Source organism: Nocardioides sp. NPDC059952, assembly GCF_042730435.1.
In the GTDB taxonomy this organism is placed as follows: Bacteria; Actinomycetota; Actinomycetes; order Propionibacteriales; family Nocardioidaceae; genus Nocardioides.
Genome location: NZ_JBHWLY010000023.1, coordinates 37,719 through 63,440 on the forward strand (window position 1 = coordinate 37,719; position 25,722 = coordinate 63,440).

Here is a 25,722-nt window from a genome sequence, read left to right on the forward strand (position 1 = left end):
CAGTGCATCGGACTCTGTCTCACAGCTTGAGGACGTCGAGGTCGAATCCGCCCCCGGCGGCGTACGGCGGGGATATCGTCTGGACACGGTCCGACGTCGGGCTGCCAGTATCGAGGTGGTCGGGTGTCGGTAGGGAGGATCCTCCGTGCGGCACGCTCCCACGCAGTGCTGATGGAGATCGGGATCGGTGTAGCGGTCTTGTGCATCTGCCTGCTCGTGGCCGGTATCGCCATCCGGGTGAGTGTCGCCGAGGGGGCTGCTGAAAGCAGGCGGGCCGTCACCGACGCGAAGGCCCTCGAGATGCGACGGGAGCGGCTCGCGCCGCACCTGGAGCAGATCAACGCGATTCCGACGCCGGAGGGTCTGCGGTGGGTGCAGGATGCCGACGTCGGAGAGTGTGGCGTCGACCCGTCGGATGGAGGTCTGGTCCAGGCTGAGGCATGGTTCGAATGGCAGGCGACGGAGTCAGTTGCCTACGACGAGGTGAGCCGAACAGCGGCCGTCGGGTATGTCGAGATCCTCGACCACCTCGTCGACCACGGGTGGCGGATCGGCGAACGTGAGAATCTGAACGGCATGGTCAGCACCGCCAACCCCGACTTCGACTCCGTCGAGCTCGTGCATCCCTCGGGTGTCAGGATGCGTACACAGTTCTTCGGCGATGCGATTCTGGGAGACCTGTTCTTCAAGGGTGCTCCCCAGGTCTGTTCGTTCGCCTGAACCGCCGCGGTGTGTGATGCCAGGCTTGCGCTCCAGGTCCTGGCATCACACGAGCGGCCGGTCAGAAGGCGTGGGCCATCAGGTCGGCGTAGACCTCGTGCTCGTCGACCTCCAGGCCGCGGGCCTGGAACCACTTCGCGACGTTGGTGATGTCACGGAGCAGGAAGTCGAAACCCAGGGGGTTGCCGACGAGGTCGATGATCTGGGGGAGGTCGATGATCACCAGCCGGTCCTGCTGGGCCAGGATGTTGTAGGGCGAGAGGTCACCGTGGACCAGCCCGGCCTGGACCATCGTGGCCAGCGCCTCGACGAGCCCGTCCCACCACATCTCCAGGACGTGGCGCTCCGGGCGGGTCTGGGCGAGCCGCGGTGCCGTCTCGAGCTCTCCGTTGCCGCCGTCGACGGCGATCCACTCCATCAGGATCTCGGTGCCGTCGATCTGCACCGGATAGGGGACCGGGAGGCCGAGGTTCCAGCAGCGTACGAGCGCGTTCCACTCGGCGTTGGCCCACTCGGCCTTGGCGACCTCGCGGCCGAAGGTCGAGTTCTTCTTCAGTGCGCGCTCGTCACGGGAGCGCTTGACCGAACGGCCCTCGGTGTAGCTCGCGGCCCGGTGGAAGGTGCGGTGGTCGGTGTCGCGGTAGCGCTTGGCGACCATCAGCGCCTCCTGCTCCGGGAAGAGCGGGTCGGCGCGGACCAGCAGGAAGGCGTCGGCCTCCTTGCCGGTCTTGAGGATGCCGAGCTCGGTGTCGATGGCGCCCTGAGAGGTCACCACCCAGTCCGGGCGCGGCTCCGGTCCACGGGAGAGGGGCTCCACGGAGAGCCAGGTGGACCAGCGTTGTCCGTCCTCCAGATCGTCATAGGTCTGGAAGTCGAAGACGAAATTCGAGTCGATCCCCTCGAGAGGATCAGCGGAGATGTTCTCCTGAGTCACTTCGGGTGCTCCTGATGCGAGAGATGTTGTCTGTGGGCAGGCACAGGACAGAGACAGTCATGGTCTGCTCCTCTCGATCAGGGGCGCCTCGTGGACAAGGAACGCCGGTCGCGGTCCATGGTGGAGGACCGCGACCGGCGTACGCAACAGGTTTATTCGGACCGGCCGGCTACGGCGAGACGAGCCACATGTCGCCGCTGCCCACGACCAGCACTCGGCCGTCGTCGAGCCCATGGGCGACCGATCCCCACGGCGCGGCGAGCTTCGCCGAGACCTCGCCGGACTCGGCGTCGATGAAGGAGTGCGTGTAGGACGGTACGTCGCGCCCGATCGCGAGGGCGGCGAGCGGATCTGGGGCGTTCTCGTACACGTCTACGATCGGACCGCTGACCTGGACGCCGGGGTAGATCTTCGTTGTCTTGTCGAGCGCCGCATGCGAGGTCTTGCTCAGCTTCTCGGTCCACAGTTTCTTCCCTGTGGTGGGGGAGTACGCCACGACCTGATCGGTCAACGTCAGCACGACCGCGTCGGGCGTCGGCGCCAGATCGGTCCGTTCCGCGTCTGAGGCCGGCCCGGCCTCGATGCTGAAGCTGGTGGCCCTCCTGCCCTCGAGATCCGTGGTGACGACGTCGTAAGCGTCAGCGGTGCGGTTGGTGAGGTAGATGCGGTCGGTGAGGACGTTGACGTAGGGGAATCCGAGGTCGGGGCATGCCGTCGCGGTCCTCCAGGCCGGTTCGCCCGCGCGGGTGGCGGTGAAGGTGCACGTGCCGCCCGTGCGGTCGACGCCGACGAGGAGGTCACCGACCTGGGCCGCGACATGGTCGTCCATGAGCGCGATCGGTTCGCCCACGGGCTTGCCGTCGCGCACCTCGCGGACGGTGTGCGACTTCGGGTCGAGGTCGGTCGCGAACGCCGGGATGCGACGCACGCGGCTGTTATCGGTGGTGCCGTGGCCGATGGATGCCGGCGCCTCGAGGTCCGGCGAGCGCCGTTGGACGGCGGCTGAGGTCTCCGTGCCCGAGGCGTCGAAGCGGACCGTCGAGCACACCTTCCTCGCGCACACGACCGTGTCGAGCGCTCCGTCGGGGCTGATCGCGAGCGGGTTGTGCAGGTCGTCGAACCGGCGCTGCCACATCTGCTTGCCGTCGCGGTCCAGCATGGTGATCTGTCCGATCGAGACGACCGCGACGTGGCCGCCGTCGCCTACGTATGCCCAGGTGCCGTCCAGATACTCCTCGGCGACGGTCGTCCCGTCGGCGAGGTCACGAATGGTGAGCAGGCTGTCGCCGTAGGTGTAGATCCGGTCGTTCACGGCGACCGACTCGTGGGACCCCTGCTCCACCTCCGCGTGCCACAAGACGTCGCCGGCCATCAGGTCGTGGGCTCGCCAGTGCCCGATCCCGACGAGCAGGGCCGCGACACCGGCCAGCGCACCTACTGCGATGAGCGCCTTCTTCGCGCGCGACGACACAGCCATGTTTCCCCCGAGGTATCGACCGACGTGGGCAGCGTAGCGCCAGGCCCCGCGGACGGATCAGTGGCCGCCGACGAGCGGAGCGACGGCCCGGGCCACCAGCGATCCTTTGCCCGTGGCGGACTCCTCGGCGTCGGCCACGGTCATCGCACGCAGTCCGGCGTTGACGCCGAGCCACCGCAACGGCTCAGGCTCCCAGCGAGGGGAGACGTGTCCGACCCAGGGGAGTGCGGTGAGATCGGAGTCCTCCCCGAGGACCAGGTCGCGCAGCGTACGGCCGGCCAGGTTGGTGGTCGCGACGCCGTCGCCGACGTAGCCGCCGGCATGCGCGAGCCCGCTGGCCGGGTCGTAGCCGACCGAGGCGTGCCAGTCTCGCGGGATGCCGAGCACGCCGCCCCACCGGTGAGTGACCTGGTGGCCGCGCACGGCCGGGAACATCTCGATCAGGGTCGCCCGCAGGCGGTTGTGGGTGCGCAGGTCGGAGGCGTCGGCGTGGGTGATCCTCGAACCGAAGGAGTACGGAGCGCCCCGCCCACCGAAGACGAGCCGGTCGTCCGCGGTGCGCTGCCCGTAGATCAGCAGGTGCCGGCCGTCGGAGAACGTCTCGCGCTCCTCCAGGCCGATGCTCGACCAGACCAGGTCGGAGAGGGGTTCGGTGGCGATGATGAGGGAGCGGACCGGGATGACCTCGCGCTCGAGGCCGGCCAGCGTCGGGGTGTAGCCCTCGGTGGCGCGTACGACGACGTCGGCGGTGACCACGTCACGCTCGGTTCGCACCTGGTGCGGCTCGATCGCGGTGACCCGGGTCTGCTCGTAGATCGTGACGCCGCGGGCCTCGACGGCGCGGGCCAGGCCCCGGGCGAGCTTCGCGGGATGGAGCGCAGCGCAGTCGGGGGTGTAGGTCGCGCCGAGTGTGTTGGTCGCGGCGAGCCGCTTCTCGGCAGCGGCTCGGTCGAGCAGGGAGATCTCGGCGTCACCGAGGCCCCAGGAGCGGGCGTGCTCGACCTCGTCGCGGGCGCGCTCGAGCTGGGCGGCCGTACGGGCCACCACGACCGTGCCGCCCTTGGCGATGTCGGCCTCGATGTCCTCGACCCCGGCGACCCGGATCACCTCGTCGACGGTCGCCCGCATCGCCCGGTCCTGGGCGAGCGCGGCCTCCCTGCTCGAGCCCGCGGCCACCTTGTCGAGCGAGGCAGGGAAGAGGGCCGAGCACCAGCCACCGTTGCGGCCTGAGGCGCCGAACCCGGCGACCTCGGCCTCGAGGATCGCGATCTTCAGGTCGGGCCTGGCCTCGGCCAGGTAGTAGGCCGTCCACAGTCCGGTGTAGCCGGCGCCCACGATCGCGACGTCGACCTCGATGTCGCCCATCAGCGACGGTCGCGGCTCCCAGTCGTCGCCTGCCGTCGCGTGCCACAGGCTGATCTCGGCGTAGCCGCTCACCGGGCCACCTCCGTAGCGCAAGCGCCAGAATACGGATGTGGCCCGGTGAAAGGTCCACTGGCCGCTCGCTGGCGCTCGCTCACCTGACTCCCCAGGCGTACGTCTGCTTGTGCAGGTGGAGATACATGAACGTCTCTGTGCTCACCACGCCCTCGATGGCGCGGATCTTGCTGGAGACGAGGTTGAGCAGGGCCTCGTCGCTCTCGGCGACGACCTCCACGAGCAGGTCGTAGGAGCCGGCGGTGATGACGATGTAGTCGACCTCATCGAGCTTGCCGAGCTCGTCGGCGATCCCTTCGATCGGCCCGGACGTGCGTACGCCGATCATGGCCTGTCGCGCGAAGCCCAGCTCGAGCGGGTCGGTGACCGCGACGACCTGCATGACGCCGCTGTCGACGAGGCGCTGCACGCGCTGGCGCACCGCGGCCTCGCTCAGGCCGACCTCCTTGCCGATCGCGGCATAGCTGCGCCGCCCGTCCTGCTGGAGCTGCTCGATGATCAGCTTGTTGACCTCGTCGAGGTGAGCGCCCCCGTTGCGCTTGCGAGTGGTCATGGCGCCCAGTCAACCTGTTCATCGTGGCCAGATGCAACGAAATCCGTCGTGTGTAACGAACAATTTCCATGATTCCGTACGTAGTGTGTGGCTGAAGGCCTCTGAAGTTGTCATAGTGGGCGTCGTGAACCATGTCTCGCTGACCGATGCGAAGCCCGCCGTCTACTGGCTGGACGACCCGGTGAAGCCGGCGCCGCTGCCGCCTCTGCTCGGGGTGGCATCGGCGGATCTGGTGGTCGTCGGGGGTGGCTACTCGGGTCTGTGGACGGCACTTCTGGCGCGCGTTCGGTTTCCGTCGTGGTCGGTGGTGCTGCTCGAGGCCGGCCAGTGCGGGGACCAGGCATCGGGTCGCAACGGCGGCTTTGCCGAGGCGTCGCTGACCCATGGATTCTGGAACGGCCTGGAGCGTTGGCCCGACGAGCTCGCGACGCTGGACCGGCTCGGTCAGCAGAACCTGGATGAGATGGCCGCGACCATCGAGGAGCACGGCATCGACTGCGACTGGCGGCTGACCGGCGCGCTGAACGTCGCCACCCGCCCGCACGAGGTCGAGGATCTCGCCGAGTGGTCGGCCGCGCTGACCGAGCACGGCATCAAGCACCGGCTGCTGGACGAGACCGGGGTGCGGGACGAGCTCCGCTCGCCGACCTTTCTCGGTGGCCTGGAGGTGCTCGGCGATACGGCCACGGTCGAGCCGGCGCGGCTGGCCTGGGGGCTGCGGCAGGCCTGCCTGGACGCGGGGGTCGTGATCCACGAGGGCTCCGCGGTGACCGGCCTTGCCCGCGACGGCGCGGGGATGCGGGTCTCGACTCTCACCGGGTCGGTGCGGGCTGGACGCGTCGCACTGGCCACCAACGCCTTCCCGCCGCTGCTGCGGCGGCTGAAGATGATGACGGTGCCGGTCTATGACTACGTACTCATGACCGAGCCGCTCTCGCCCTCGCAGATGGAGGCGATCGGCTGGGCCAACCGGCAGGGCGTCAGCGACTCCGCCAACCACTTCCACTACTACCGCCTGACCAGGGACAACCGGATCCTGTGGGGCGGCTACGACGCGATCTACCACTTCGGCTCGAAGATCGCGCCGGAGCTGGAGACCGGCGCCACCCACGACAAGCTGGCCGGACACTTCTTCGAGACCTTCCCGCAGCTCGAGGGGCTGCGTTTCACCCACCGCTGGGCCGGCGTCATCGACACCTGCACCCGCTTCTCGGCATTCTTCGGCAAGGCGTACGCCGGCCGCGTCGCCTACGCCCTCGGCTACACCGGTCTAGGCGTCGGAGCCACCCGCTTCGGCGCTCAGGTGATGCTCGACCTCCTCAGCGGCGAGCAGACGCAACGTACGTCGCTGGAGATGGTGCGCTCCAAGCCGCTTCCGTTCCCGCCCGAGCCGGCGCGATATGCCGGCATCTCGATGATGGTCCGCTCGCTCGGTAAGGCCGACGCCAACGGTGGTCGTCGGGATCTGTTCCTGCGGACGATGGATCGGTTGGGGCTGGGGTTCGACTCGTAGGTTGGGTTGACTGGGCGAGGCGCTGGGTGTTCGTTGCTTCTTGGGCTGGTGGCCGCCGACCCGTTACGGAGGGTGTTCTCAGCCGACCCCGAGAAACTTGGCTGGCTATCGGGTCGGCGGCGGGGTTTGGCGCGGATTCCCTGGGTTGGGTATGGGCTTGGGAATCCTTGGTGCTGATTCCTCGGTCGGTGCGGTTGATGCTTGGCCCTTTTACAAGACGATGACCCCTTGTGAAAGATTCACAAGCGCGTTGCTCGGGGCGGGTGGCGCGTTGGCCGCCTCGGCGGGGACGGCGCCGGCAGCGAGGCCGCGGGCACCGTGGCCTGCCGAGATGTTGATTCCCCGTGTTCCGGAGTGTGCGGAACCAACCGTGGCGTGGGCAGTATCGGCATCCGCGGGGATCTTCGTCCAGCGACCAGCACGGTGCAGCGACCAGCACGAATCGACTACGGTCGCGGCTCGACGACAGCCAGCCGCACCAGGGTCGGGGAAGCGCGCGCCGATCGTCTGCGGCAGCCATGGACACCTGGCGGCGAAGAACGTGGGTGGTGGGGTGATCTGGTTGCGGGCGTGGCTGGTTCAGGTTCGTCGGGTGAACCGGATCTGTCCGTCCGGGAGTCGCTCATAGATGCAGTTGGCGTCGTGGATCCGGCGATGGTCGCTGGGGCACAGCAGCACCATGTTGGCCAGGTCGGTCTTGCCGCCTTCGGACCAGGGTTTGAGGTGGTGGGCCTCGGTCCAGGCTGCTGGGGCGTCACAGTCTTCGGCTTGGCAGCCCTGATCGCGGAGCCGCAATGCTCGGTGTTGGATCGGGTGGGCCAATCTGGCGGTGCGACCCAGGTCTAATACCTCGGAGTTGGTGCCGAGGACGGCGGGGACGAGGTCGGCGTTGCAGGCCATCCGGCGGGCCTCGGCGGCGGTGATCTTCTCGCCGTCGAACCCCAACGCTGCGGTGCCGAGATCCTTGCGGAGGTCCTCCACGCTCATGGTGATGAACACCGTGGTGGCGTGGCCACCGTGGCGGGGCAGGTTCTCCACGTCGTAGGTCTCGACCACGCGGGCGAAGGCCTGCCCCAGGAGTCGGTCGTAGGGGGCCTTGCGGCCCTTGTCCTCCGCGGACCACTTCCGGGGCTGGGCCAACGAGTCGAGGATGGTGCGCAACCTGATCCCGACCGCGCGAGAGACCCGGGCGTGGATGTCGATGGTGCCGTCACTGTTGTCACGGGAGGAGTAGAAGGTACGCCGTTGGGCGTGCTCTTCCTCGCGTTGGAGTGCTTTGGCTTCAGCTTCCTCGAACCGGGCGGGGTCGATCTCGGCGAGGATGCGGCGGCCGGCGATCTTGAGCTCGTTGGCGGTCATCCAGCTGGCGTAGTCCACGAGGAGCTTCTCGGCCAGGGCCAGGTCCTCGGCACTGGCCGCGGGGTCGGACTCGATGGCATCGAGCGCCTTCGTGATCACCCTCGCCTTGTCCTGGGACACCACACCCTCGGCCAGACCAGCAGCGACCAGGTCGTACTTGGCCACGCCGACGGCGAGTTTGATCTGCGAACGGGCCACCCCCTTGTCGACGAGGAGCTCGGTCCGCAGCCACCCGGAGGCGTCCTTGGCGCCGGTCTCCTCGGCGATGTCACCGGCAGAGGCGAGGACCCGCAGGTTCAACGCGGCTTGTTTGGCGTGGATCTTCTCGAGCTGGGCCAGGCGGTCCTTCTTCTGGCCGGTGCGCCAATAGGCCGGGTCCCTGGTCAGCAGCTTGTCGAGGGAGGACTCGATGGCAGCCAGTTCGGCGTCGATCGGATCACCAGGGTTGGTGCCCCAGCGGCCGACGTCGTATTCGAGACTCATCGCTTCCCTCCCCTCAGAGGTGTGTCGTGATGGGTCTGATTCTACGCCTTCAAGGGATACCTAACCACCCATAGGTGCAGGTCAAACACTGTTTTCGCGGTGAGCGAACGACCTCGCTTCTGTGGATGGTAAGTGGCCCGAAGGGCCACCCCTCGACCCCCACAAGCCCCACCCTTCCCGGCAATGAATGCGCTGCGCCACACCCGGGCCGCCGCCCCGATAGCCAGCCAAATCTTTCTCGATCTGGTCCGGAGTCCAGGACCGCGAAGCGGCCGGCGAAGCCGGCGCCCGCAGGGCGTCCTTGACGCCGGTCCAGATCGAGAAGACCTTCCAAGCAAGGGTCGGCGGCCCCATCAGCCCCAAAGAACGGTCACAGGAAGGCTGGTCTCGACAAGCTCGACCACCGGAACATGATCCGCCCGCGGCGTCGGAACCACAGAGCGCCAGGGGCTAGGCCGCCGGGTGCTGGGCCGCCGCGACCCGCTCACGAAGCTTGGCGTGGATCTCCTCCGGCGTGCGCTGCGTACGCTGGCGGTGGTTGCGCGCGATGATGACACCGGTCGCGGTGACCCCGGCCAGTCCGGCGAGGCCGACGATCTTCCACACGCTTGCACTACCGATACTCATGAGGACCCCCTGCTCGAGATGTCTGACGACACCACTATCTCCCTCGAAGACGCCGTGGACCAGACCCGGACCGGCGATCTGTGGCTCTTCCGCGGCCGTTCGGTCGCCGACCGGGCGATCCGGATGCTCAGCAACGCCCCGGTCAATCATGTCGGGATGGCGGTGGTGCTCGACGACCTGCCGCCGCTGATGTGGCACGCCGAGCTCGGCAAAGGCCTGCTCGATCTTTATACCGGCACCCACCACCGCGGCGTACAGCTCCATGATCTGCGCGCCGCGGTCGAGCAGTGGGCCGGCCGCTACGAGCAGCAGGTGTGGTTGCGCCAGCTGACCGCCGACATCGACCGCCCGAAGGAGGACGCGCTGCTGCGGACGATCGCCCGGCTCGACGGCACGCCGTTCCCGTCGACGGCCGCGCTGGCCGGACGCTGGGCGCGAGGGAGGGTGCGCTCGAAGGCCGGGCTCGAGCAGGTCTTCTGCGCTGAGGTCGTCGCCGCGACGTACCAGGAGATGGGTCTGCTCGACGACGAGCGCCCGACCAACTACTACGACCCGGGTCGCTTCTGGTCCGGCGACCACCTGACCCTGCAGGACGGCGCGGTCCTAGGGAGCGAGGTACGCGTCGTCGGCTGACCCGTGGCCGGCGAGCCGGAGCGCGAGCGTGACCTCGCCGCGCTCGACGAGCGTCCCGATGACGAGGGCACGGAGCCCGCGTAGCAGGGCGTCGGGCTCGACCAGGTCGGGCGCTGCGAGGGCGTGCAGCAGGTAGCCGTGCACGAGGGCGAGCAGGGAGTCGGGGTCGGTCCGGGTCGCGCCCGCCACGGTCGCGGCGCGGTCCGCGACGGCACGGCCGGCGGTGAGCGCCTCGGCGACCACCGGGCGGAACTGCGGCTCGCGGGCGGCGTGGAGCAACCCCTCGAGAAAGGCGAGCGAGTCGGTCGGGGGTGACATCAGCGCCGCCGCGAACGCCTCGGCCATCGCGTCGGTGCCCGACCCCGTCGCGGCGAGCTCGTCGGCGAGCGTACGCAGCCGGGCGACGTCCTCGGCCACGCCGGTGCGTAGCGCTTCGGCCGCCAGGTCGGTGATGGAGTCGAAGAAGTAGCCCACCGTGGCCAGCGGTAGCCCGGCGCGCTCGGTCACGGCCCGGTGGCTGACCCCGGCCATGCCCTTCTCGGCGGCCACCTCGATCGTGGCCCGGACGAGGGCGTCGCGTCGCTGCCTGGCGCTGTCGCCGTGACGTCGCTTCATGGGCAGAGTGTTTCACGGGGCCCGCCGCAAAGTCTGGAAGATCTTCTAGACTTTTGGAGGCCGATCCAGAAGGCTGTCCGACATGACCGCAACCGACCGCGTACACGCCTTCACCGACGACGCCCTCGGCGACCACGACGCCGTCGAGATCGCCCGGCTCGTCCGGAACCGGGAGCTGAGTGTGGAGGAGGTCGAGGCGGCGGCCGTCGCCAGGCTGCGAGCGGTGGCGCCGGGCCTGCACGCGCTGGCGTACGAGGCCTACGACGCGCCCCGTCGCGCGGACGCCGACACCGGCCTGCTCCACGGCGTGCCGACCCTGCTCAAGGACAACACCGACCTGCTCGGGATGCCGACCAACCACGGCTCGGAGGCGTTCGCTGCACGGGCGGCGTCCCACGACGGGCGCTACACCACGCAGTTCCTCAGCTCGGGGATGACGGTGCTGGGCAAGAGCCGGATGCCGGAGTTCGGGCTCAACGCGACCACGGAGTTCCGCAGCGGGCCGCCGACGCCCAACCCCTGGAACATCGACCACTCCGTCGGGGCCTCGTCGGGCGGGTCCGCGGCCCTGGTCGCAGCCGGAGCCGTGCCGATCGCGCACGCCAACGACGGCGGCGGGTCCATCCGGATCCCGGCCGCGGCCGCCGGACTCGTCGGGCTCAAGCCGAGCAGGGGAAGGCACATCGACGGCGAGACCGCCCGCACCCTGCCGATCAACATGGTCAGCGAGGGGGTGGTGACGCGGACCGTCCGCGACACCGCGACCTTCCATGCCGCGCTCGAGCGGCACTGGCGCAACCCGGCTCTGCCGCCCCTCGGGCTGGTCGAGGGCCCCGCGCGACGTCGGCTCCGCGTCGCGATGATCATGGAGTCGGTGACCGACGCCGTCGTGGACACCCAGACGAAGGCGGCCGTGGAACGCACCGCGACCCTGCTGGAGGAGCAGGGCCACAGCGTCGAGCCGATCCCAATCCCCATCGACGCCCGCTTCGGCGACGACTTCCTCAGCTACTGGGGCCTGCTCGCCTTCCTCGCCGGCAACCTCGGCCGCCTGACCATCGACCGTACGCTCGACACCGGCCGCCTCGACGGGCTCACCGACGGCCTGCGTCGCGCCTTCACCTCCGGCGGCTGGCGCCGCACGCCCGGTGCTCTCGCCCGCCTGCGGCGGGCCGCCGGGGCGTACGCCACGATCTTCGACCACCACGACGTGGTCCTGTGTCCGGTCGTCGCCGGCGTCACCCCGCTGCTGGGGCACCTCTCCCCGAACGTGCCGTTCGACGACCTGGTCGACCGGCTCCGGCGGCACGTCGCGTTCACGCCGCTGCAGAACATCACCGGTGCGCCGGCAATCTCGCTGCCGATGGCGCTCAGCGAGGAGGGACTGCCGATCGGGGTGCAGCTCTCCGCGGCGTACGGGGACGAGCGGACCCTCCTCGAGCTCGCCTACGCCCTCGAGGAGCAGTCGCCGTGGCCGCCCATCCAGGACAACTGAGCCAGCAGTGAGCACCCTCAGAGCATCGTCGAGGCCTTCTCCAGCACCCGGCGCAGGATCTGCTCCATCTCGTCGAACTCGGCCTGACCCACGGTCAGCGGCGGGGAGAGCTGGATGACCGGCTCGCCCCGGTCGTCGGCTCGGCAGTAGAGGCCCTCGGACCACAGCGCCTTGGAGACATACCCGTAGAGGATCCGCTCGCACTCCTCCTCGGTGAAGGTCTCCTTGGTCGCGCGGTCCTTGACCAGCTCGATGCCGTAGAAGTAGCCGGTGCCGCGCACGTCGCCGACGATCGGCAGGTCCTTCAGCTTCTCGAGGGTCGCCAGGAACAGCCCCTCGTTGCGGCGTACGTTGCCGAGCAGATCCTCTGCCTCGAAGAGGTCGAGGTTGGCCATCGCCACCGCGGTGGAGACGGGGTGACCGCCGAACGTGTAGCCGTGGTAGAAGGTCTCGTCCCCGGAGAGGAACGGCTCCATCAGCCGGTCGGAGATGATCGTGGCGCCCAGCGGCGCATATCCCGAGGTCAGCCCCTTGGCCGAGGTGATCATGTCCGGGACGTAGCCGAACCGCTCTGAGCCGAACATCGTGCCCAGCCGCCCGTAGGCGCAGATGACCTCGTCGGAGACGAGCAGGACGTCGTACTCGTCGCAGATCTCCCGCACCCGCTGGAAGTAGCCCGGGGGAGGCGGGAAGCAGCCGCCCGAGTTCTGCACCGGCTCCAGGAAGACCGCGGCGACGGTGTCAGGCCCCTCGGCCCGGATCACGACCTCGATCTGGTCGGCGCACCAGCGTCCGAAAGCCTCCGGGTCGCTCCCGTCCATGAGGCCGCCGGTGATCTCCGAGGCTCGGTAGATGTTGGTGTTCGGCACCCGGAAGGTGCTCGGCACGAGCGGTTCGAACGGGGCCTTGATGTCGGCCAGGCCGGTGATCGACAGCGCCCCGTGGGTGGTGCCGTGGTAGGCGATGTTGCGCCCGATGACCTTGTGCTTGCCCGGCTTTCCCCGCAGCTTGAAGTAGTTCTTGGCGAGCTTCCACGCGGTCTCGACGGCCTCGGAGCCGGAGTTGGTGAAGAAGACCCGGTTCAGGTCGCCGGGGGCGAGCGAGGCCAGCCGCGCGGCCAGCTCGATCGCCGGCTCGTGCGCGTAGGACCACAGCGGGTGGAAGGCCAGCTGCTTCGCCTGCTCCGCGCCTGCGTCGGCGAGCTCCGCGCGCCCGTGGCCGACCTGGGTGACGAAGAGCCCCGCGAGCCCGTCGAGGTAGCGGTTGCCCTCGATGTCGTAGATGTAGGCGCCCTCACCCCTGGCGATGATCGGCACGTCGGTCTTTGCGTAGCTCGAATGCCGCGTGAAGTGCATCCAGAGATGGTCCTTGGCGTCGCGCTGCAGCTGCTCGTAGTTGCCGGTCATGACTCCATGGTCACCCACCGCATCTGGCTTTCGCAAGCGAATCCGTTTCAAAGTGCGATTATCACTTCGGATTCAGTTGTGACATCCCTGTTACAGGAAGGAGTTAGTCTCTAGCGCATGGCTGACCAGACCTTCAGGAACGTGATCGGCGGCGAGCTGTGCGAGGCCGCCGACGCCGCGACGTACGAAGTCGTCGACCCCGCCACCGGCGAGGTCTACGCGCAGGCCGTGATGTCGGCGGAGGCCGACGTCGACCAGGCGTACGCCGCCGCAGCAGCGGCCTTCGAGAGCTGGGGCGAGACCACGCCCCAGGAGCGCAGCCTGGCTCTGCTCCGGATCGCCGACGCGATGGAGGCCCGGGCCGAGGAGCTGACCGCGGTGGAGGTCAAGGACACCGGCAAGCCCTATCAGCTGACCCTGGAGGAGGAACTGCCGCCGACGATCGACCACTTCCGGTTCTTCGCGGGCGCGGCACGGACCCTGGAGGGGAAGAGCGCAGGCGAGTATCTACCCGACCACACCTCCTGGATCCGTCGCGAGCCGATCGGCGTGATCGGGCAGGTCACGCCGTGGAACTACCCGCTCGCGATGATGTCGTGGAAGATCGCCCCGGCCCTGGCCGCCGGCAACACGGTCGTGCTCAAGCCCTCCGACACCACCCCGGCCAGCTCCGCGCTGCTGGCCGAGATCGCCCAGGAGTTCCTGCCGCCGGGTGTCCTCAACCTCGTCACCGGAGACCGCGACACCGGCCGCGCGCTGATCCGGCACAAGACGCCGCAGATGGTCGCCATCACCGGCTCGGTGCGCGCCGGCATGGAGGTCGCCGCCACTGCGGCACAGGACGTCAAGCGCGTCCACCTCGAGCTCGGCGGCAAGGCGCCGGTGATCGTCTTCGACGACGCCGACATCGACAAGGCGGTCGCCGGCATCGCGGCGGCGGGCTACTTCAACGCCGGCCAGGACTGCACCGCCGCGACCCGGGTGCTGGTGCAGGAGGGCATCCACGACGAGTTCGTCGCGGCTCTCGCCGAGGCGGCCCGCGACACCACCGTCGGTCTCCCCGCCGACAACACCGACGTCGGCGCGCTCAACAACCCCGGTCAGCTCGCCCGCGTCAAGGGCATGGTCGACCGCCTCCCGGACCACGCCACGATCGCCGCCGGAGGTGCACCGGCACGGGTCGAGGGCGGCGAGAACGGCTACTTCTACCAGCCCACGGTCCTGGCCGGGCTCCGCCAGGACGACGAGCAGATCCAGCACGAGATCTTCGGCCCGGTGATCACGGTGCAGCGGTTCGCCGACGAGGCCGAGGCGCTCAGATGTGCCAACGACGTCGACTACGGCCTCGGGTCCAGCGTGTGGACCAAGGACCACGCCACCGCGCTGCGGGTCAGCAAGCGCCTCGACTTCGGTGTCGTCTGGATCAACACCCACATCCCCTACATCTCCGAGATGCCCCACGGCGGCTTCAAGCACTCCGGCTACGGCAAGGACCTATCCGTCTACGGGTTCGAGGACTACACCCGGATCAAGCACGTGATGTCCTACATCGGGGGCTGAGACATCAGTGGGGACAGCAATTCAACAGGTCGGTCGGCGACCCTCGATGTGAGAGCAGACCATGTCCGTGAAAGCATCGAGGGCCGTTTCGCGTACCTCCGCGTCACGGACCCAGCAATGGATAGCAGTCGACCCCCACACGAGGTGCACCCCACATGTCAGCCAAGCAATGGCGGACAGATGTCCAAGGTCTCCGGGCCATTGCCGTAGGCCTGGTCGTCGCTGCCCATGCGGGCATCCCGCACACCGAGGGCGGGTTCGTCGGCGTCGACGTCTTCTTCGTCCTCTCCGGCTTCCTGATCACCACCCTGCTGCTGCGCGAGGCTGACACATCGGGAACGGTCAGCATCCCGCAGTTCTACGCGCGTCGTGCCCGCCGGATCCTGCCGGCAGCCACTCTCGTGATCCTGGTCGTCCTGGCGTACGCCGCCTGGCAGCTGCCCACCACCCGGCTCACCGACGCGGCCGCCGACGGCACCTGGGCGGCGTTCTTCCTGGCCAACGTGCACTTCGCGGCCGAGGGCGTGCAGTACTTCCAGCCCAGCGAGCCCTCGCCGTTCCAGCACTACTGGTCGCTCTCGGTGGAGGAGCAGTTCTACCTGGTCTGGCCGGTGCTCGCCCTCCTGCTCCTCCCCAGGCTCGGCCGCAAGGGCTTCACTGTCGTCGCCGCGGTGATCGCTGTCGTGAGTCTGGCGTGGTCGATCCACGCCACCGGCGAGAACCCGACCGCCGCCTACTTCTCCACCCCGGCCCGAGCCTACGAGCTCGCCGCCGGCGCGTTGCTGGCCTGCTGGGGCGGCCGGCTCAAGGGCGCCGCGAGCATCATCGCCGGCCTGGCGGGAGCCGCGGCGATCCTCGCCTCCACCGTCCTGTTCAGCGAGGCGACCCCGTTCCCCGGCTGGCAGGCGCTGGTGCCCACCCTCGGCACGGTCGCGCTGCTGGCCTCGGGCGCGAACGCCCCGACCGCGCGGCTGCTCGCGATCCGTCCGCTGAGGTACGTCGGTGACATCTCCTACTCCCTCTACCTGTGGCACTGGCCGCTGATCGTGCTGGCTCCTGAGGTCCTGCACCTGGGCAACGCCGCCCTGGAGATGACGGTCGCGGTCGCCGTCGCGGTGATGCTCTCGGCACTGAGCCACCGCTTCGTCGAGCTCCCGTTCCAGCACAAGCAGGTGCCGGTGCTCTCGCACGGACTGCGCGCGCTGGCCCTGTGGCCGGTCGCGCTCGTGCTGGCGGTCGGCAGCGGCTGGCTGACCACCGGCTATGCCGCCTACGCCGAGAAGGAGCGGGCCGCCGAGGCGCAGGCGTGGTTCGCGGCCCACGAGGTCCCCGACACCGCCGCCGAGACCGGCGGCCCGCCGCAGGTTCAGCGCGAGCTGCGTGCCGCGCTCGAGATCGCCGACCGTGGTGGTCCGATCCCGCCGGGCGTGCTCGGTGAGGACATCACCGACGATCGGTGGCAGAAGTCCTACGGCGACTGCTACGCCAACTACGGCGACACCCGCGGCACCGACTGCACCCTCGGCGACACCGATGCGAAGAAGACCGTCGCCGTCGTCGGCGACTCCCACGCCGGCATGTGGCTGACCGCCTTCGACGACCTCGGCAAGGAGAACGGCTTCCGGGTGGTGCCGGTCGTGAAGGTCGGCTGCGCTCCCTACCCGGTCCAGCACCGCGGCAAGAAGATGACCCAGGCCGAGTGCGACGACTTCCGCGACTGGTCCGCGGACCACCTCGAGCGCCTCGACCCCGACACGATCGTCTCGACGGCTCGCGGTCAGCTCTTCATGCCGAAGACGTACGACGGGATGGACCGTGACGAGCAGTGGTCCCGGGCGGTGCGCACCACGGTGAAGGCCTATCGGGAGATCTCCCGCAAGGTCGTCGTGCTCGGCGACGTGCCCAAGGTCGACCAGAATCCTGCCGACTGCCTCAGCGACCCCGAGGCCGACCAGCGCTCCTGCCTCAGCGACCAGGACTCGCGCGAGACCAGCAGCAACGAGCTCACCGAGACGGCGCTGGAAGGCACCGAGGCCGCGTACGTCGACACCCAGCGATTCGTGTGTGCCGAAGACCGCTGCCCGCTGGTCGTGGGGGAGAAGGTCACCTACTACGACGACTCGCACCTGACCGAGTCCTGGGTCCGTCACGTCACGCCGCGGCTCGGGGCCATCCTCGATCCGCTGATCTGATGCGAATTTAACTGGGATGCCCGTTTCAGGATTTGCCTTTACGTGCATCTTTGTGGCTTAATTGTGGGCAGACGTTGCAAAACGTTTCATGCACAGCCCTGGACCCGTGGGGGAGTCCGGGGCTGCTGCTATTTCTGGCATCCTTTCGGGCCGAGACGTGCCTGACGAGGCCTGGCCGTTTGGCGCCCTCTCAGCCTCTGCTGGGAGGATGGGCAGGTGAACGATCAGCGACCACGCGACGTGGTGATCCTCGGCTCGACCGGGTCCATCGGCACCCAGGCCCTCGACCTGGTGCGGGCCAATCCGGACCGGTTCCGGGTCGTGGGGCTGACCGCGGGTGGGGCCAACAAGGAGCTGTTCGAGGCGCAGGTGGCCGAGTTCGCGCCGAGGTTCTCCGGGTTGGGGGAGGAGGCCTCGGTCGAGGCCGCCGCCCAGCCCGCCGACGTGGTGCTCAACGGGATCACCGGCGCCGTCGGGCTCCGCCCGACGCTGGCCGCACTGGAGGCGGGCAACACGCTCGCCCTGGCCAACAAGGAGTCGCTGATCATCGGGGGCCCGCTGGTCAAACGCATCGCGGGCGAGGGGCAGATCGTCCCGGTCGACTCCGAGCACTCCGCGATCGCGCAGTCGCTGCGCGCCGGTCGTGCCGATGAGGTGCGCAAGCTGGTGCTGACCGCCTCCGGCGGCCCGTTCCGCGGCCGCTCCCGCGACGAGCTCGCCGAGGTCACCCCGGCGCAGGCCCTCAAGCACCCCAACTTCGCGATGGGCCGGGTGATCACGACCAACTCGGCCACCCTGGTCAACAAGGGACTCGAGGTCATCGAGGCACACCTGCTCTTCGACGTACCCTTCGACCGGATCGACGTCGTCGTCCACCCGCAGCAGTACATCCACTCGATGGTCGAGTTCACCGACGGCGCGGTGGTGGCCCAGCTCGGGCTGCCGACGATGCTGGTGCCGATCTCGATGGGGATGGCCTGGCCCGAGCGAGTGGCGGACGCCGAGACCCCGATCGACTGGACCAAGGCCGCCGACTGGCGCTTCGAGCCGCTCGACGACGTCGCTTTCCCCGCGGTGCGGCTGGCCCGTGAGGCCGGCACCCGCGCCGGCACCCACCCCGCTGTCTACAACGCAGCCAACGAGGTGTGCGTGGATGCCTTCCACGAGGGACGGATCCCGTTCACCGGCATCGTGGACACGATTGCGGAGGTGTTGGCAGCCCACCACGGCGTACGCTCTGAAAGCACCCTCACCATCGAGGACGTGCTCGCCGCCGACGCTTGGGCGCGCGACGAGGCCACCCGCATCCTGGAGACCCGCCCGTGAGTGTTCTGCTCTACACCTTGGCCGTGATCGGCTTCGTCGTCGCGATCCTGGTCTCGATCGGGCTCCACGAGCTCGGTCACATGATCCCGGCGAAGGCGTTCGGCGGGAAGGTGACCCAGTACTTCATCGGCTTCGGGCCGACGGTGTGGTCCAAGCAGGTCGGCGAGACCGAGTACGGCCTCAAGGCGATCCCGCTCGGTGGCTACGTCAAGATCGTCGGGATGCTGCCGCCCGGCGCCGACCAGCTGGGGGAGCGCACCGACGACGGTGCGCTCAAGATCCGCAAGTCCAACACCGGCATGTTCACCCAGCTGATCAGCGACGCCCGCTCGGCCGAGTGGGAGCTGATCCGTCCCGAGGACGAGCCGCGGCTCTTCTACAAGATGGCCTGGTGGAAGAAGGTCATCGTGATGGCCGGCGGGCCCACGGTGAACATCGCGATCGCGTTCTTCGTGTTCTGGGGCGTCTTCGGGATCTACGGAGTCCACGAGAACGTCGTCGACGAGGGGCATCCGGTCGTCTCGAGCCTGCAGGAGTGCCTGCTGACCTGGGAGGACCAGGGCCGCGAGTGCCGCGCGAGCGACAAGCCGACCCCCGCCGCCGACGCCGGCCTGAAGCCCGGCGACGAGCTGATCTCGTTCAACGGCACCGAGCTGACCTCGTGGGCCGTCGCCCAGGAGCTGATCCGCGACAACATGGACGGCGACGCCACCATCGTGATCGAGCGCGACGGTGAGCAGATGACGCTGAGCACCCAGACCGTCGTGCAGGAGCGGGTCAAGGATGTCGACGACACCAGTGCTGACCCGGAGACCGCGAAGGTCGGCTTCTTCGGGATGTCTCCCACCTCGCACGTGGTCACGACCAAGGAGGGGCCGGTCTACGCGCTCAAGGAGATGGGTGCGATGGCCGAGAACGCCGTCCACTCGCTGCTGAGGCTGCCGGTCAAGGTCTGGCACGTCGCGCTCGCGATCGTCGGTGTCGAGGAGCGCTCGGCCGACAGTCCGGTCAGCATCGTCGGCGGCGGCCGCATCGCCGGCGAGATCGCCGCCCACGATGGCCTCGACGTCGGCGAGAAGGTCGCCAGCTTCGCGTTCCTGGTCGGTGGCTTCAACCTGTTCATCGGCATCTTCAACTTCGTCCCGCTCCTGCCCCTCGACGGCGGTCACATCGCGACGGCGCTGTGGGAGGGCATCCGACGCGCCTTCGCCAAGGTCTTCCGGCGGCCCGACCCGGGACATGCCGACCCGGCGAAGCTGCTGCCGGTGGCGTACGTCGTGGCCTCGGCGCTCCTGGTGATGGGTGTTGTCCTGATCGTCGCCGACCTCGTCGTCCCGCTTCATCTCCAGGCCTGACCCGCACGTAAGATTGGTAGACATGACGTCGATCCCCCTCGGTATGCCGGAGGCTCCCGCCCCGGTGCTCGCCCCTCGCCGCAAGACCCGCCAGATCAAGGTCGGCTCGGTGGGTGTGGGCAGCGAGAGCCCCATCTCCGTGCAGTCGATGACGACCACGCTCACCTCCGACGTCAACTCGACCCTGCAGCAGATCGCCGAGCTCACCGCCTCGGGCTGTGACATCGTCCGGGTCGCGTGCCCGAGCCAGGACGACGCCGACGCGCTGCCGGCGATCGCGAAGAAGTCCCAGATCCCGGTGATCGCCGACATCCACTTCCAGCCGAAGTACGTCTTCGCCGCCATCGAGGCCGGCTGCGCGGCGGTCCGGGTCAACCCGGGCAACATCCGCAAGTTCGACGACCAGGTCAAGGAGATCGCCGCGGCCGCCAAGGACCACGGCACCTCGATCCGGATCGGCGTCAACGCGGGCTCGCTCGACAAGCGGCTGCTGGAGAAGTACGGCAAGGCCACCCCCGAGGCGCTGGTCGAGTCTGCGATCTGGGAAGCCTCTCTGTTCGAGGAGCACGGCTTCAACGACTTCAAGATCTCGGTCAAGCACAACGACCCGGTCGTGATGGTGCGCGCCTACGAGCTGCTCGCCGAGGCCGGTGACTGGCCGCTTCACCTCGGTGTCACCGAGGCCGGCCCGGCCTTCCAGGGCACGATCAAGTCGGCGGTCGCCTTCGGCCACCTGCTCAGCCAGGGCATCGGCGACACCATCCGCGTCTCGCTCTCCGCGCCGCCGGTCGAGGAGGTCAAGGTCGGCATCCAGATCCTGGAGTCGCTCAACCTCAAGCCGCGCCGCCTCGAGATCGTCTCCTGCCCCTCCTGCGGCCGCGCCCAGGTCGACGTCTACACGCTCGCCGAGCAGGTCACCGCCGGCCTCGACGGCCTCGAGGTCCCGCTGCGCGTCGCGGTCATGGGCTGCGTCGTCAACGGCCCCGGCGAGGCCCGCGAGGCCGACCTCGGCGTCGCCTCCGGCAACGGCAAGGGCCAGATCTTCGTCAAGGGCGAGGTCATCAAGACCGTCCCCGAGGCCGCCATCGTCGAGACGCTCATCGAAGAGGCGATGAAGATCGCCGAGGGCATGGAGCCCGTCGAGGGCGCCGGCGCTCAGGTGTCCGTCAGCTGACAAGCCCCTAGTGATACTGGTCGAACGTGCGCCGGAGCGCGGCGATCAGGTCGTCGTCGATGGCGTACGCCGCATCGAGGTGCACATCTGCGACCGAGACGGTTTCGCGTGCGCCGACGTCGGCACGCTCGAAGATGCTGACACAGCGCCGGGTGGCAAGGCCGGCGTGCGTCCGTAACAGGTTGGCCGTGCGGGGGATCAGGGTGCCCATGACCAGGTCGTCGACGAGGAGCGCCTCCTGCCCCTCGGTGAAGGTGCCCTCGATGGGGAACCCGAAACGTGGCCGGCTGAAGGTGCGCACCATCAGGAATCGAGTGCCGCACAGCTCGGCGACCCGGCTGGTGACCAGCGTGTTGCCCTCGCGCGGCGTGGCGATGACCGTGGTGGCGGCGTCGATGCGTCCGACCGCGCGCTCGACCTGTCCGGCGAGGAACTGCGCGAGCGTCTCCCGGTTCTTCGGGTCGCACGATGCGGTGTGCAGGTCGAGGTAGACACCGATCGAGGTCTGCTCATGGTGGCCGATAAGGACCGGCTCTCGCGCGATGTAGACGTGCCTGGCCGCGATCTCCCTGACAGCCTTGTCCGAGATCGGCGCCAACGCGGCCAGCGCGATCTCCGGCGCAAGTCGCCCGATCGTGTTCGGGACGGCCGGCGGAGCCGATGCGTGCTCGATGACCGGCGCAGGCGGGCGTGGTCGAGGCTGTTCGCCACGGCTGGCGGCCTCAGCGGCCTCCCAACGGCGATCCCATTCCTGTGACCATTCGCTGATCCATGCGTCGCGTTGTCCCTCGCGCAACGACGCCGGCGCGGCGGCCCGGATGAGGGCGTGCAGGACGTCTCGTGGCACCAGGTTCGAGTCGGCTGTTGCGGCGTACGCACGACTGTGGCTGATATTCGCACGCTTCGCTATCTGCCCGATCCCCTGACCCGTCCAGTTGCGAACCCACGTACGGAGATCCCGGTTGAGAGCGGCGGGGCCGTCGGGCTGCTGAGCCATCTCATCCTCCGGGTTGAACGTGGCCGATTCAGCTGCGGTCCTGGATCTGTCCTGGACGGATCCTGCTGGAGTCCCACAAATGTATCGTCAGCGTCCGGATGACGTGCCCGGTTCACGCGGTAAGGCCCGGTCCGTCACAGCCGGACCGGGCCCTTCTCTCTCCCGCGAGACGTCCCCCTGCGTACGTCTCGGAGGTCTCGTGAGTCTCACCAGTGCATCAGCCTGGAGACCACGCCGAGGAACCCGAGGTGGAGCAGCGCTCCGAGCGGGTCCGTGGTGACCAGGTGGCCCCAGGCGAGGGCGGCCTGGCCCATCTGGTTGCCGAGGGCCGTGGCGAAGCCGTCGAGTCCGCCGTGGGTCCACAGGTGGACGACGACGAACCGGAGGCCCGGTACGACCAGGAACAGGACGAGTGCGGCCTTGACCGGGAGGATCCAGGACAGCGAGCCGCTGCCGGTGGACCTCAGGTTGCCGGTGCGCACCCAGCGGGTGCCGCTGCTGCCGTTGAAGCGGACCTTGGTGCGGCCTGCGGCGGTGGCGACGACGACACCGCGCTTTCCGGAGCGGGTGCCGCCGCGGGCCCGGACGGTTTCGCCGGGGCGCATGAAGCTGTTCATGACAGCACTCCTTCCGTGAGGACGACGGACACGGACGAGGTGCCGGCGGCTGCCTGGCACGTGGGCGGCTCGGCGCTGAGCAGCTGGTTGAAGCCGAACACGACAAGAAGCGTGACGGCGAAGGTGGCGATGCTGAACTTTTGGTTCCTCATGGTCATCATCTCCTTCAGCGGTGGGGCCCGAAGGTGGGGCCGGCGCTGTCCCTGATCGGGACATCTCCAAGGTGGCGGACGCCACATCCAACTCGCCAGTAGCCGGGTGGGAGTGGAGACGAAGTAAAGACAGTCCCTGGTCAGTTGGGACGTTTCTGGGACAGAATTGGGACGCCTGCGAGATACTCTCAACCGCGTTCGCGACGACTCGGCGAGGGGAAATGACCGACGAATCTCTCTCACCCGAGCAGTTCAACGGCGATTTGCGCGCCTGGGTCCGCCAGGTGACCGGAAAAGCTGACGGCGGCGCCGGTGTGGCCATGGCCCGGAGCACCTTCTACCGGCGTACGTCCGGCTCGAAGCTGATGCCGCTCGACGAGCTCATCCGCGTGGTCGGCGGCGCGGTGCCGCGCACTCTGGACCCGGCCCATCGGGGCGAGTGGATCCGGAAGAACACCGGCATCTGGCAGGCGAAGTGGTGGAAGGCGTACGCCTGGCGTGGCGAGGACACCGCGGTGCCCGTGCCCGTGCTGGGCCCAGCGACGACGGCGGCACCGGTGCCCGCCACCGGTTCCCGCCTGACCTTCCCGCGGGCTCGGGTGGCGGCGCTGAGCGGGCTGACGACCGAGCAGGCCACGATCCCGCTCGTCGAGGCCCTCGGCCGGTGGCTCGACAACACCGAGTCCAACCTGTTCTTCCTCACCGGACCCTCGGGCTCGGGGAAGACGATCGAGGCCAGGGAGTGGACCGCCTCGAAGCAGCAGGTGCGCTACATCAGCCTGCGTGACGGTGCCGTCGACTACGGCGACCTGGTCGGCGAGGACCGCTCGCCGATCGTCATCGACGACTTCGACCTGATCTCCTCCAGCGCCGAGGAGCACGGCGTCACCCGGCCCGACCTGAGCGAGCTGCGCTCGGCGTTCGGCCGGGGTGGACGGTTCGTGGTGATCAGCAAGCGCAACCTGCAGACCGAGCGCGACGAGCTCGCCGAGCAGCTGCGCAGCCCGGCCCGGCTGGAGGACCTCGGCGTCGAGGACCCGATGGTCGTACGCGTCGAGCCGATCTCCCCGGTCGAGGTCCGCGCCCTCGGCGAGGAGCGCGGCGGCGACGAGAAGCTGCGCAACCTGGCAGCGGAGATGGAGCGGGGCGGTGGGTTCTTTCCGGCGACGCCGATGGTCCTCAAGCAGCTCTACGCCTCCATCGAGGAGGGCGCTCCGGCTCCCCAGACGCTGTGGGACGGCTACACCGTCCACCTCAAGCACATCTGCGGTCAGCCCTGGGACCGGAAGAGCTCCCGCATCCCCAGTCGGGTGCGGTTCCAGACCTACCGCGACATCGCGTGGGACCTGTTCACCGGGATGGATGAGCCGGGCTCCCAGGAGCAGGATCTGATCCCGGTCCCGCGCGTCTCGGAGTGGCTCTTCGCCAACCTGCAGCGTGACCTCGACATCACCAGGCAGCGTGACTTCCTGACGTACGAGTGGATCGCCGATCTGCTCGATCACTCCGAGGCCTTCGGAGTGACGGGCCGGACCAGGGACTCGGTGGAGTCGGCGGAGTTCGCCCACGAGACCTTCTATCGGTACTTCGTCGCCGAGAGCATCCGGGACCGGCTACGCGACGGCCGCGCGATGGCACTCGACGGCGCCCGCTTCGTCCACATGCACCTCGGCGGGATGGTGATGACCTTCCTCAAGGCCGGGTTCCAGCCTGGTGACCTCGACGCGGTGGCCCGGCTGAGCGTACGCGAGAGCCTGTCCTGGATGGACCGGCTGATCTGCCTGTATCTGACCGAGGAGCGGGAGGACTACGGCGACCTCCTCGACCAGGCGCCGCAGCGCTACTGGGACGAGCTCGAGTTCGTGCTGGAGGCGTTCCAGTCGCTGTTCCTGCGGAAGGCGGCGATGTTCCAGCTGATCCTGCGCGGCCGGGTGCCGGTCGACGGCTACCTGCGGATCCTGGACCGTGAGGAGGATCCACGCACCGTCGGTCGTGAGCGCGACGCGCTCCGTATGGACACCGACATCACCGGGGCTCTGATCCGACGGCTGCAGCATCCGGTTCTCGCGCCGGCGATTCCGATAACCGCATATCGGCTCGGGCAAATGGGTGATATCACTTGCCTGAGCCATCTCGAAGCTCTCACTGGTCTGCCGCCCACCCACGAGGTCGTGGTGAGGACGGCGATCCAACGGATCAAGGAGCGCCATGAGCACACTGCCTGAGTCGCCGGGCGCGCAGTCTCGGCCACCGGTGCTTGTCCTCGGAGCCACAGGCGACCTCGGCAGTGCCGTTGCCCGTCGGCTCAGTGCCGACGGCACGCCGGTGATCGTGCATGGCTACAGCCGCACCACCGAGCTGGCCTACCTGGCCGACGAAACCGGTGCCCTCGCACGGGTGGAGGCTGACCTGACCACCGACGACGGTGTGGATGCCCTGGCCGAGACGCTCGCCGGGTTCGAGACGCTCTCGGGGCTCATCAACTGCTCCGGCATCAACCCCAGCCCGGACACCGTCGCCGAGATCGACCAGGCCGAGTGGCAGCTGACCCTCGACCTCAACCTGACCTCGGCGTGGCGCACGGCCTCGCTCGCGCTGCCCAAGCTGCGGGCCGCCCGGTCCGGCGCGGTCGTCCTGGTCAGCTCGGTCTTCGGGATCCGTACGCCGTCACGACGGGGCGCCTACGGCGTGTCCAAGCACGCGCTGACCGGGCTCGCCCAGGCGATCGCGCAGGAGGAGGAGGGCATCGTCCGGGCCAACGTCGTGGCACCGGGTCCGATGTGGAGCGAGTCCTCGCGGCAGGTCTTCGTCAAGCACGCCCGCAAGGAGGGCGTGACCGTCGACCAGTACATCTCCTACCGGGCCGCGCGCATCCCCGGGCACCGATTCGTCACCGCCGACGCCGTCGCGAAGGTCTGTGTCTTCCTCGCCTCCGACGTCGCGGGTGCGATCAACGGACAGTGCATCGTCGCTGACGGCGGCGAATACTGACCGACGCCGCCGCGCGCAATCTGTAATTTACGCGAGATGCCAGCGATGTGAGATCGCTCTGCTTAGGCTTCGCCTAGCGCCTCCACACGTCTCCTTTTTCCCTTCT

General features: G+C 68.7%; 22 protein-coding genes. 11 read left to right on the plus strand and 11 right to left on the minus strand.

All coding sequences use genetic code 11. The features are described from left to right. The first annotated feature begins 123 nt into the window (after positions 1-123). Positions 124-720 (plus strand): hypothetical protein, encoded by a 597-nt coding sequence (locus ACFV9G_RS12885; RefSeq protein ID WP_378727863.1) that lies wholly within the window; start codon positions 124-126, stop codon positions 718-720. Positions 721-781: 61 nt separating this feature from the next. Here the strand turns inward: ACFV9G_RS12885 and ACFV9G_RS12890 are convergent, their stop codons facing one another. From ACFV9G_RS12890 to ACFV9G_RS12905, 4 genes are all read right to left on the minus strand, one after another. After that, positions 782-1,654 carry a serine protein kinase RIO gene (locus tag ACFV9G_RS12890; RefSeq protein ID WP_378727864.1) on the minus strand — a complete coding sequence of 291 codons (873 nt, stop codon included), beginning with the start codon at positions 1,652-1,654 and terminating at the stop codon, positions 782-784. A gap of 169 nt (positions 1,655-1,823) precedes the next feature. Further along, on the minus strand, positions 1,824-3,131 hold the full coding sequence (locus ACFV9G_RS12895) for a hypothetical protein (RefSeq protein WP_378727865.1): 1,308 nt from the start codon (positions 3,129-3,131) through the stop codon (positions 1,824-1,826). 57 nt (positions 3,132-3,188) lie between these two features. Continuing rightward, a complete protein-coding gene (locus ACFV9G_RS12900) occupies positions 3,189-4,568 on the minus strand; it encodes an NAD(P)/FAD-dependent oxidoreductase (RefSeq protein ID WP_378727866.1) in 1,380 nt (459 codons plus the stop codon). Positions 4,569-4,647: 79 nt separating this feature from the next. Further along, positions 4,648-5,121, minus strand: a complete 474-nt coding sequence (locus ACFV9G_RS12905; protein ID WP_008363265.1) for an Lrp/AsnC family transcriptional regulator — start codon at positions 5,119-5,121, stop codon at positions 4,648-4,650. 124 nt (positions 5,122-5,245) lie between these two features. Here ACFV9G_RS12905 and ACFV9G_RS12910 point away from each other — a divergent pair, with 124 nt between their 5' ends. After that, the gene (locus ACFV9G_RS12910; protein ID WP_378727867.1) at positions 5,246-6,634 is read left to right on the plus strand and encodes an NAD(P)/FAD-dependent oxidoreductase; all 1,389 of its coding nucleotides are present in this window, start codon (positions 5,246-5,248) and stop codon (positions 6,632-6,634) included. Positions 6,635-7,213: 579 nt separating this feature from the next. Here ACFV9G_RS12910 and ACFV9G_RS12915 read toward each other — a convergent pair. Continuing rightward, positions 7,214-8,476, minus strand: coding sequence for a DUF222 domain-containing protein (locus ACFV9G_RS12915; protein WP_378727868.1), 1,263 nt, complete (start codon positions 8,474-8,476; stop codon positions 7,214-7,216). Between the two features lie 450 nt (positions 8,477-8,926). Continuing rightward, entirely contained in the window at positions 8,927-9,103 is a 177-nt protein-coding gene (locus ACFV9G_RS12920; RefSeq protein WP_378727869.1) for a hypothetical protein, read from the minus strand. Positions 9,104-9,121: 18 nt separating this feature from the next. On the opposite strand from ACFV9G_RS12920, the gene ACFV9G_RS12925 reads away from it, so the two are divergent. Further along, on the plus strand, positions 9,122-9,736 hold the full coding sequence (locus ACFV9G_RS12925) for a hypothetical protein (protein ID WP_378727870.1): 615 nt from the start codon (positions 9,122-9,124) through the stop codon (positions 9,734-9,736). Here the strand turns inward: ACFV9G_RS12925 and ACFV9G_RS12930 are convergent. Beyond that, the gene (locus ACFV9G_RS12930; protein WP_378727871.1) at positions 9,707-10,351 is read right to left on the minus strand and encodes a TetR/AcrR family transcriptional regulator; all 645 of its coding nucleotides are present in this window, start codon (positions 10,349-10,351) and stop codon (positions 9,707-9,709) included. The genes ACFV9G_RS12925 and ACFV9G_RS12930 overlap by 30 nt on opposite strands. A gap of 82 nt (positions 10,352-10,433) precedes the next feature. Here ACFV9G_RS12930 and ACFV9G_RS12935 point away from each other — a divergent pair, with 82 nt between their 5' ends. Further along, positions 10,434-11,846, plus strand: coding sequence for an amidase (locus ACFV9G_RS12935; RefSeq protein WP_378727872.1), 1,413 nt, complete (start codon positions 10,434-10,436; stop codon positions 11,844-11,846). 17 nt (positions 11,847-11,863) lie between these two features. Here the strand turns inward: ACFV9G_RS12935 and ACFV9G_RS12940 are convergent, their stop codons facing one another. After that, positions 11,864-13,252, minus strand: a complete 1,389-nt coding sequence (locus ACFV9G_RS12940) for an aspartate aminotransferase family protein (protein WP_378727873.1) — start codon at positions 13,250-13,252, stop codon at positions 11,864-11,866. Positions 13,253-13,369: 117 nt separating this feature from the next. Between ACFV9G_RS12940 and ACFV9G_RS12945 the strand changes: the two genes are divergently transcribed. The 5 genes from ACFV9G_RS12945 (at position 13,370) to ispG (ending at position 20,859) form a co-directional block, all read left to right on the plus strand. Further along, positions 13,370-14,812 carry a gamma-aminobutyraldehyde dehydrogenase gene (locus tag ACFV9G_RS12945; RefSeq protein ID WP_378727874.1) on the plus strand — a complete coding sequence of 481 codons (1,443 nt, stop codon included), beginning with the start codon at positions 13,370-13,372 and terminating at the stop codon, positions 14,810-14,812. Between the two features lie 155 nt (positions 14,813-14,967). After that, positions 14,968-17,004: an acyltransferase family protein gene (locus tag ACFV9G_RS12950; protein WP_378727875.1), complete on the plus strand. Its 2,037-nt coding sequence runs from the start codon at positions 14,968-14,970 to the stop codon at positions 17,002-17,004. Positions 17,005-17,220: 216 nt separating this feature from the next. Further along, entirely contained in the window at positions 17,221-18,330 is a 1,110-nt protein-coding gene (gene dxr, locus ACFV9G_RS12955) for a 1-deoxy-D-xylulose-5-phosphate reductoisomerase (RefSeq protein WP_378727876.1), read from the plus strand. Beyond that, positions 18,327-19,685 carry a M50 family metallopeptidase gene (locus ACFV9G_RS12960; RefSeq protein WP_378727877.1) on the plus strand — a complete coding sequence of 453 codons (1,359 nt, stop codon included), beginning with the start codon at positions 18,327-18,329 and terminating at the stop codon, positions 19,683-19,685. Before dxr ends, ACFV9G_RS12960 begins: the two co-directional genes overlap by 4 nt. A 22-nt stretch (positions 19,686-19,707) precedes the next feature. Beyond that, entirely contained in the window at positions 19,708-20,859 is a 1,152-nt protein-coding gene (ispG, locus tag ACFV9G_RS12965; protein ID WP_378727878.1) for a flavodoxin-dependent (E)-4-hydroxy-3-methylbut-2-enyl-diphosphate synthase, read from the plus strand. Positions 20,860-20,866: 7 nt separating this feature from the next. On the opposite strand, the gene ACFV9G_RS12970 is transcribed toward ispG, so the two are convergent. The 3 genes from ACFV9G_RS12970 to ACFV9G_RS12980 form a co-directional block, all read right to left on the minus strand. Further along, positions 20,867-21,706 (minus strand): hypothetical protein, encoded by an 840-nt coding sequence (locus ACFV9G_RS12970; RefSeq protein WP_378727879.1) that lies wholly within the window; start codon positions 21,704-21,706, stop codon positions 20,867-20,869. Positions 21,707-22,062: 356 nt separating this feature from the next. After that, a complete protein-coding gene (locus ACFV9G_RS12975) occupies positions 22,063-22,473 on the minus strand; it encodes a hypothetical protein (protein ID WP_378727880.1) in 411 nt (136 codons plus the stop codon). Next, a complete protein-coding gene (locus tag ACFV9G_RS12980; RefSeq protein WP_378727881.1) occupies positions 22,470-22,625 on the minus strand; it encodes a hypothetical protein in 156 nt (51 codons plus the stop codon). Before ACFV9G_RS12980 ends, ACFV9G_RS12975 begins: the two co-directional genes overlap by 4 nt. Before the next feature lie 221 nt (positions 22,626-22,846). On the opposite strand from ACFV9G_RS12980, the gene ACFV9G_RS12985 reads away from it, so the two are divergent. Then, positions 22,847-24,850, plus strand: a complete 2,004-nt coding sequence (locus ACFV9G_RS12985) for a hypothetical protein (protein ID WP_378727882.1) — start codon at positions 22,847-22,849, stop codon at positions 24,848-24,850. Then, positions 24,834-25,616, plus strand: coding sequence for an SDR family NAD(P)-dependent oxidoreductase (locus ACFV9G_RS12990; RefSeq protein ID WP_378727883.1), 783 nt, complete (start codon positions 24,834-24,836; stop codon positions 25,614-25,616). Before ACFV9G_RS12985 ends, ACFV9G_RS12990 begins: the two co-directional genes overlap by 17 nt. Positions 25,617-25,722: the final 106 nt, after the last annotated feature.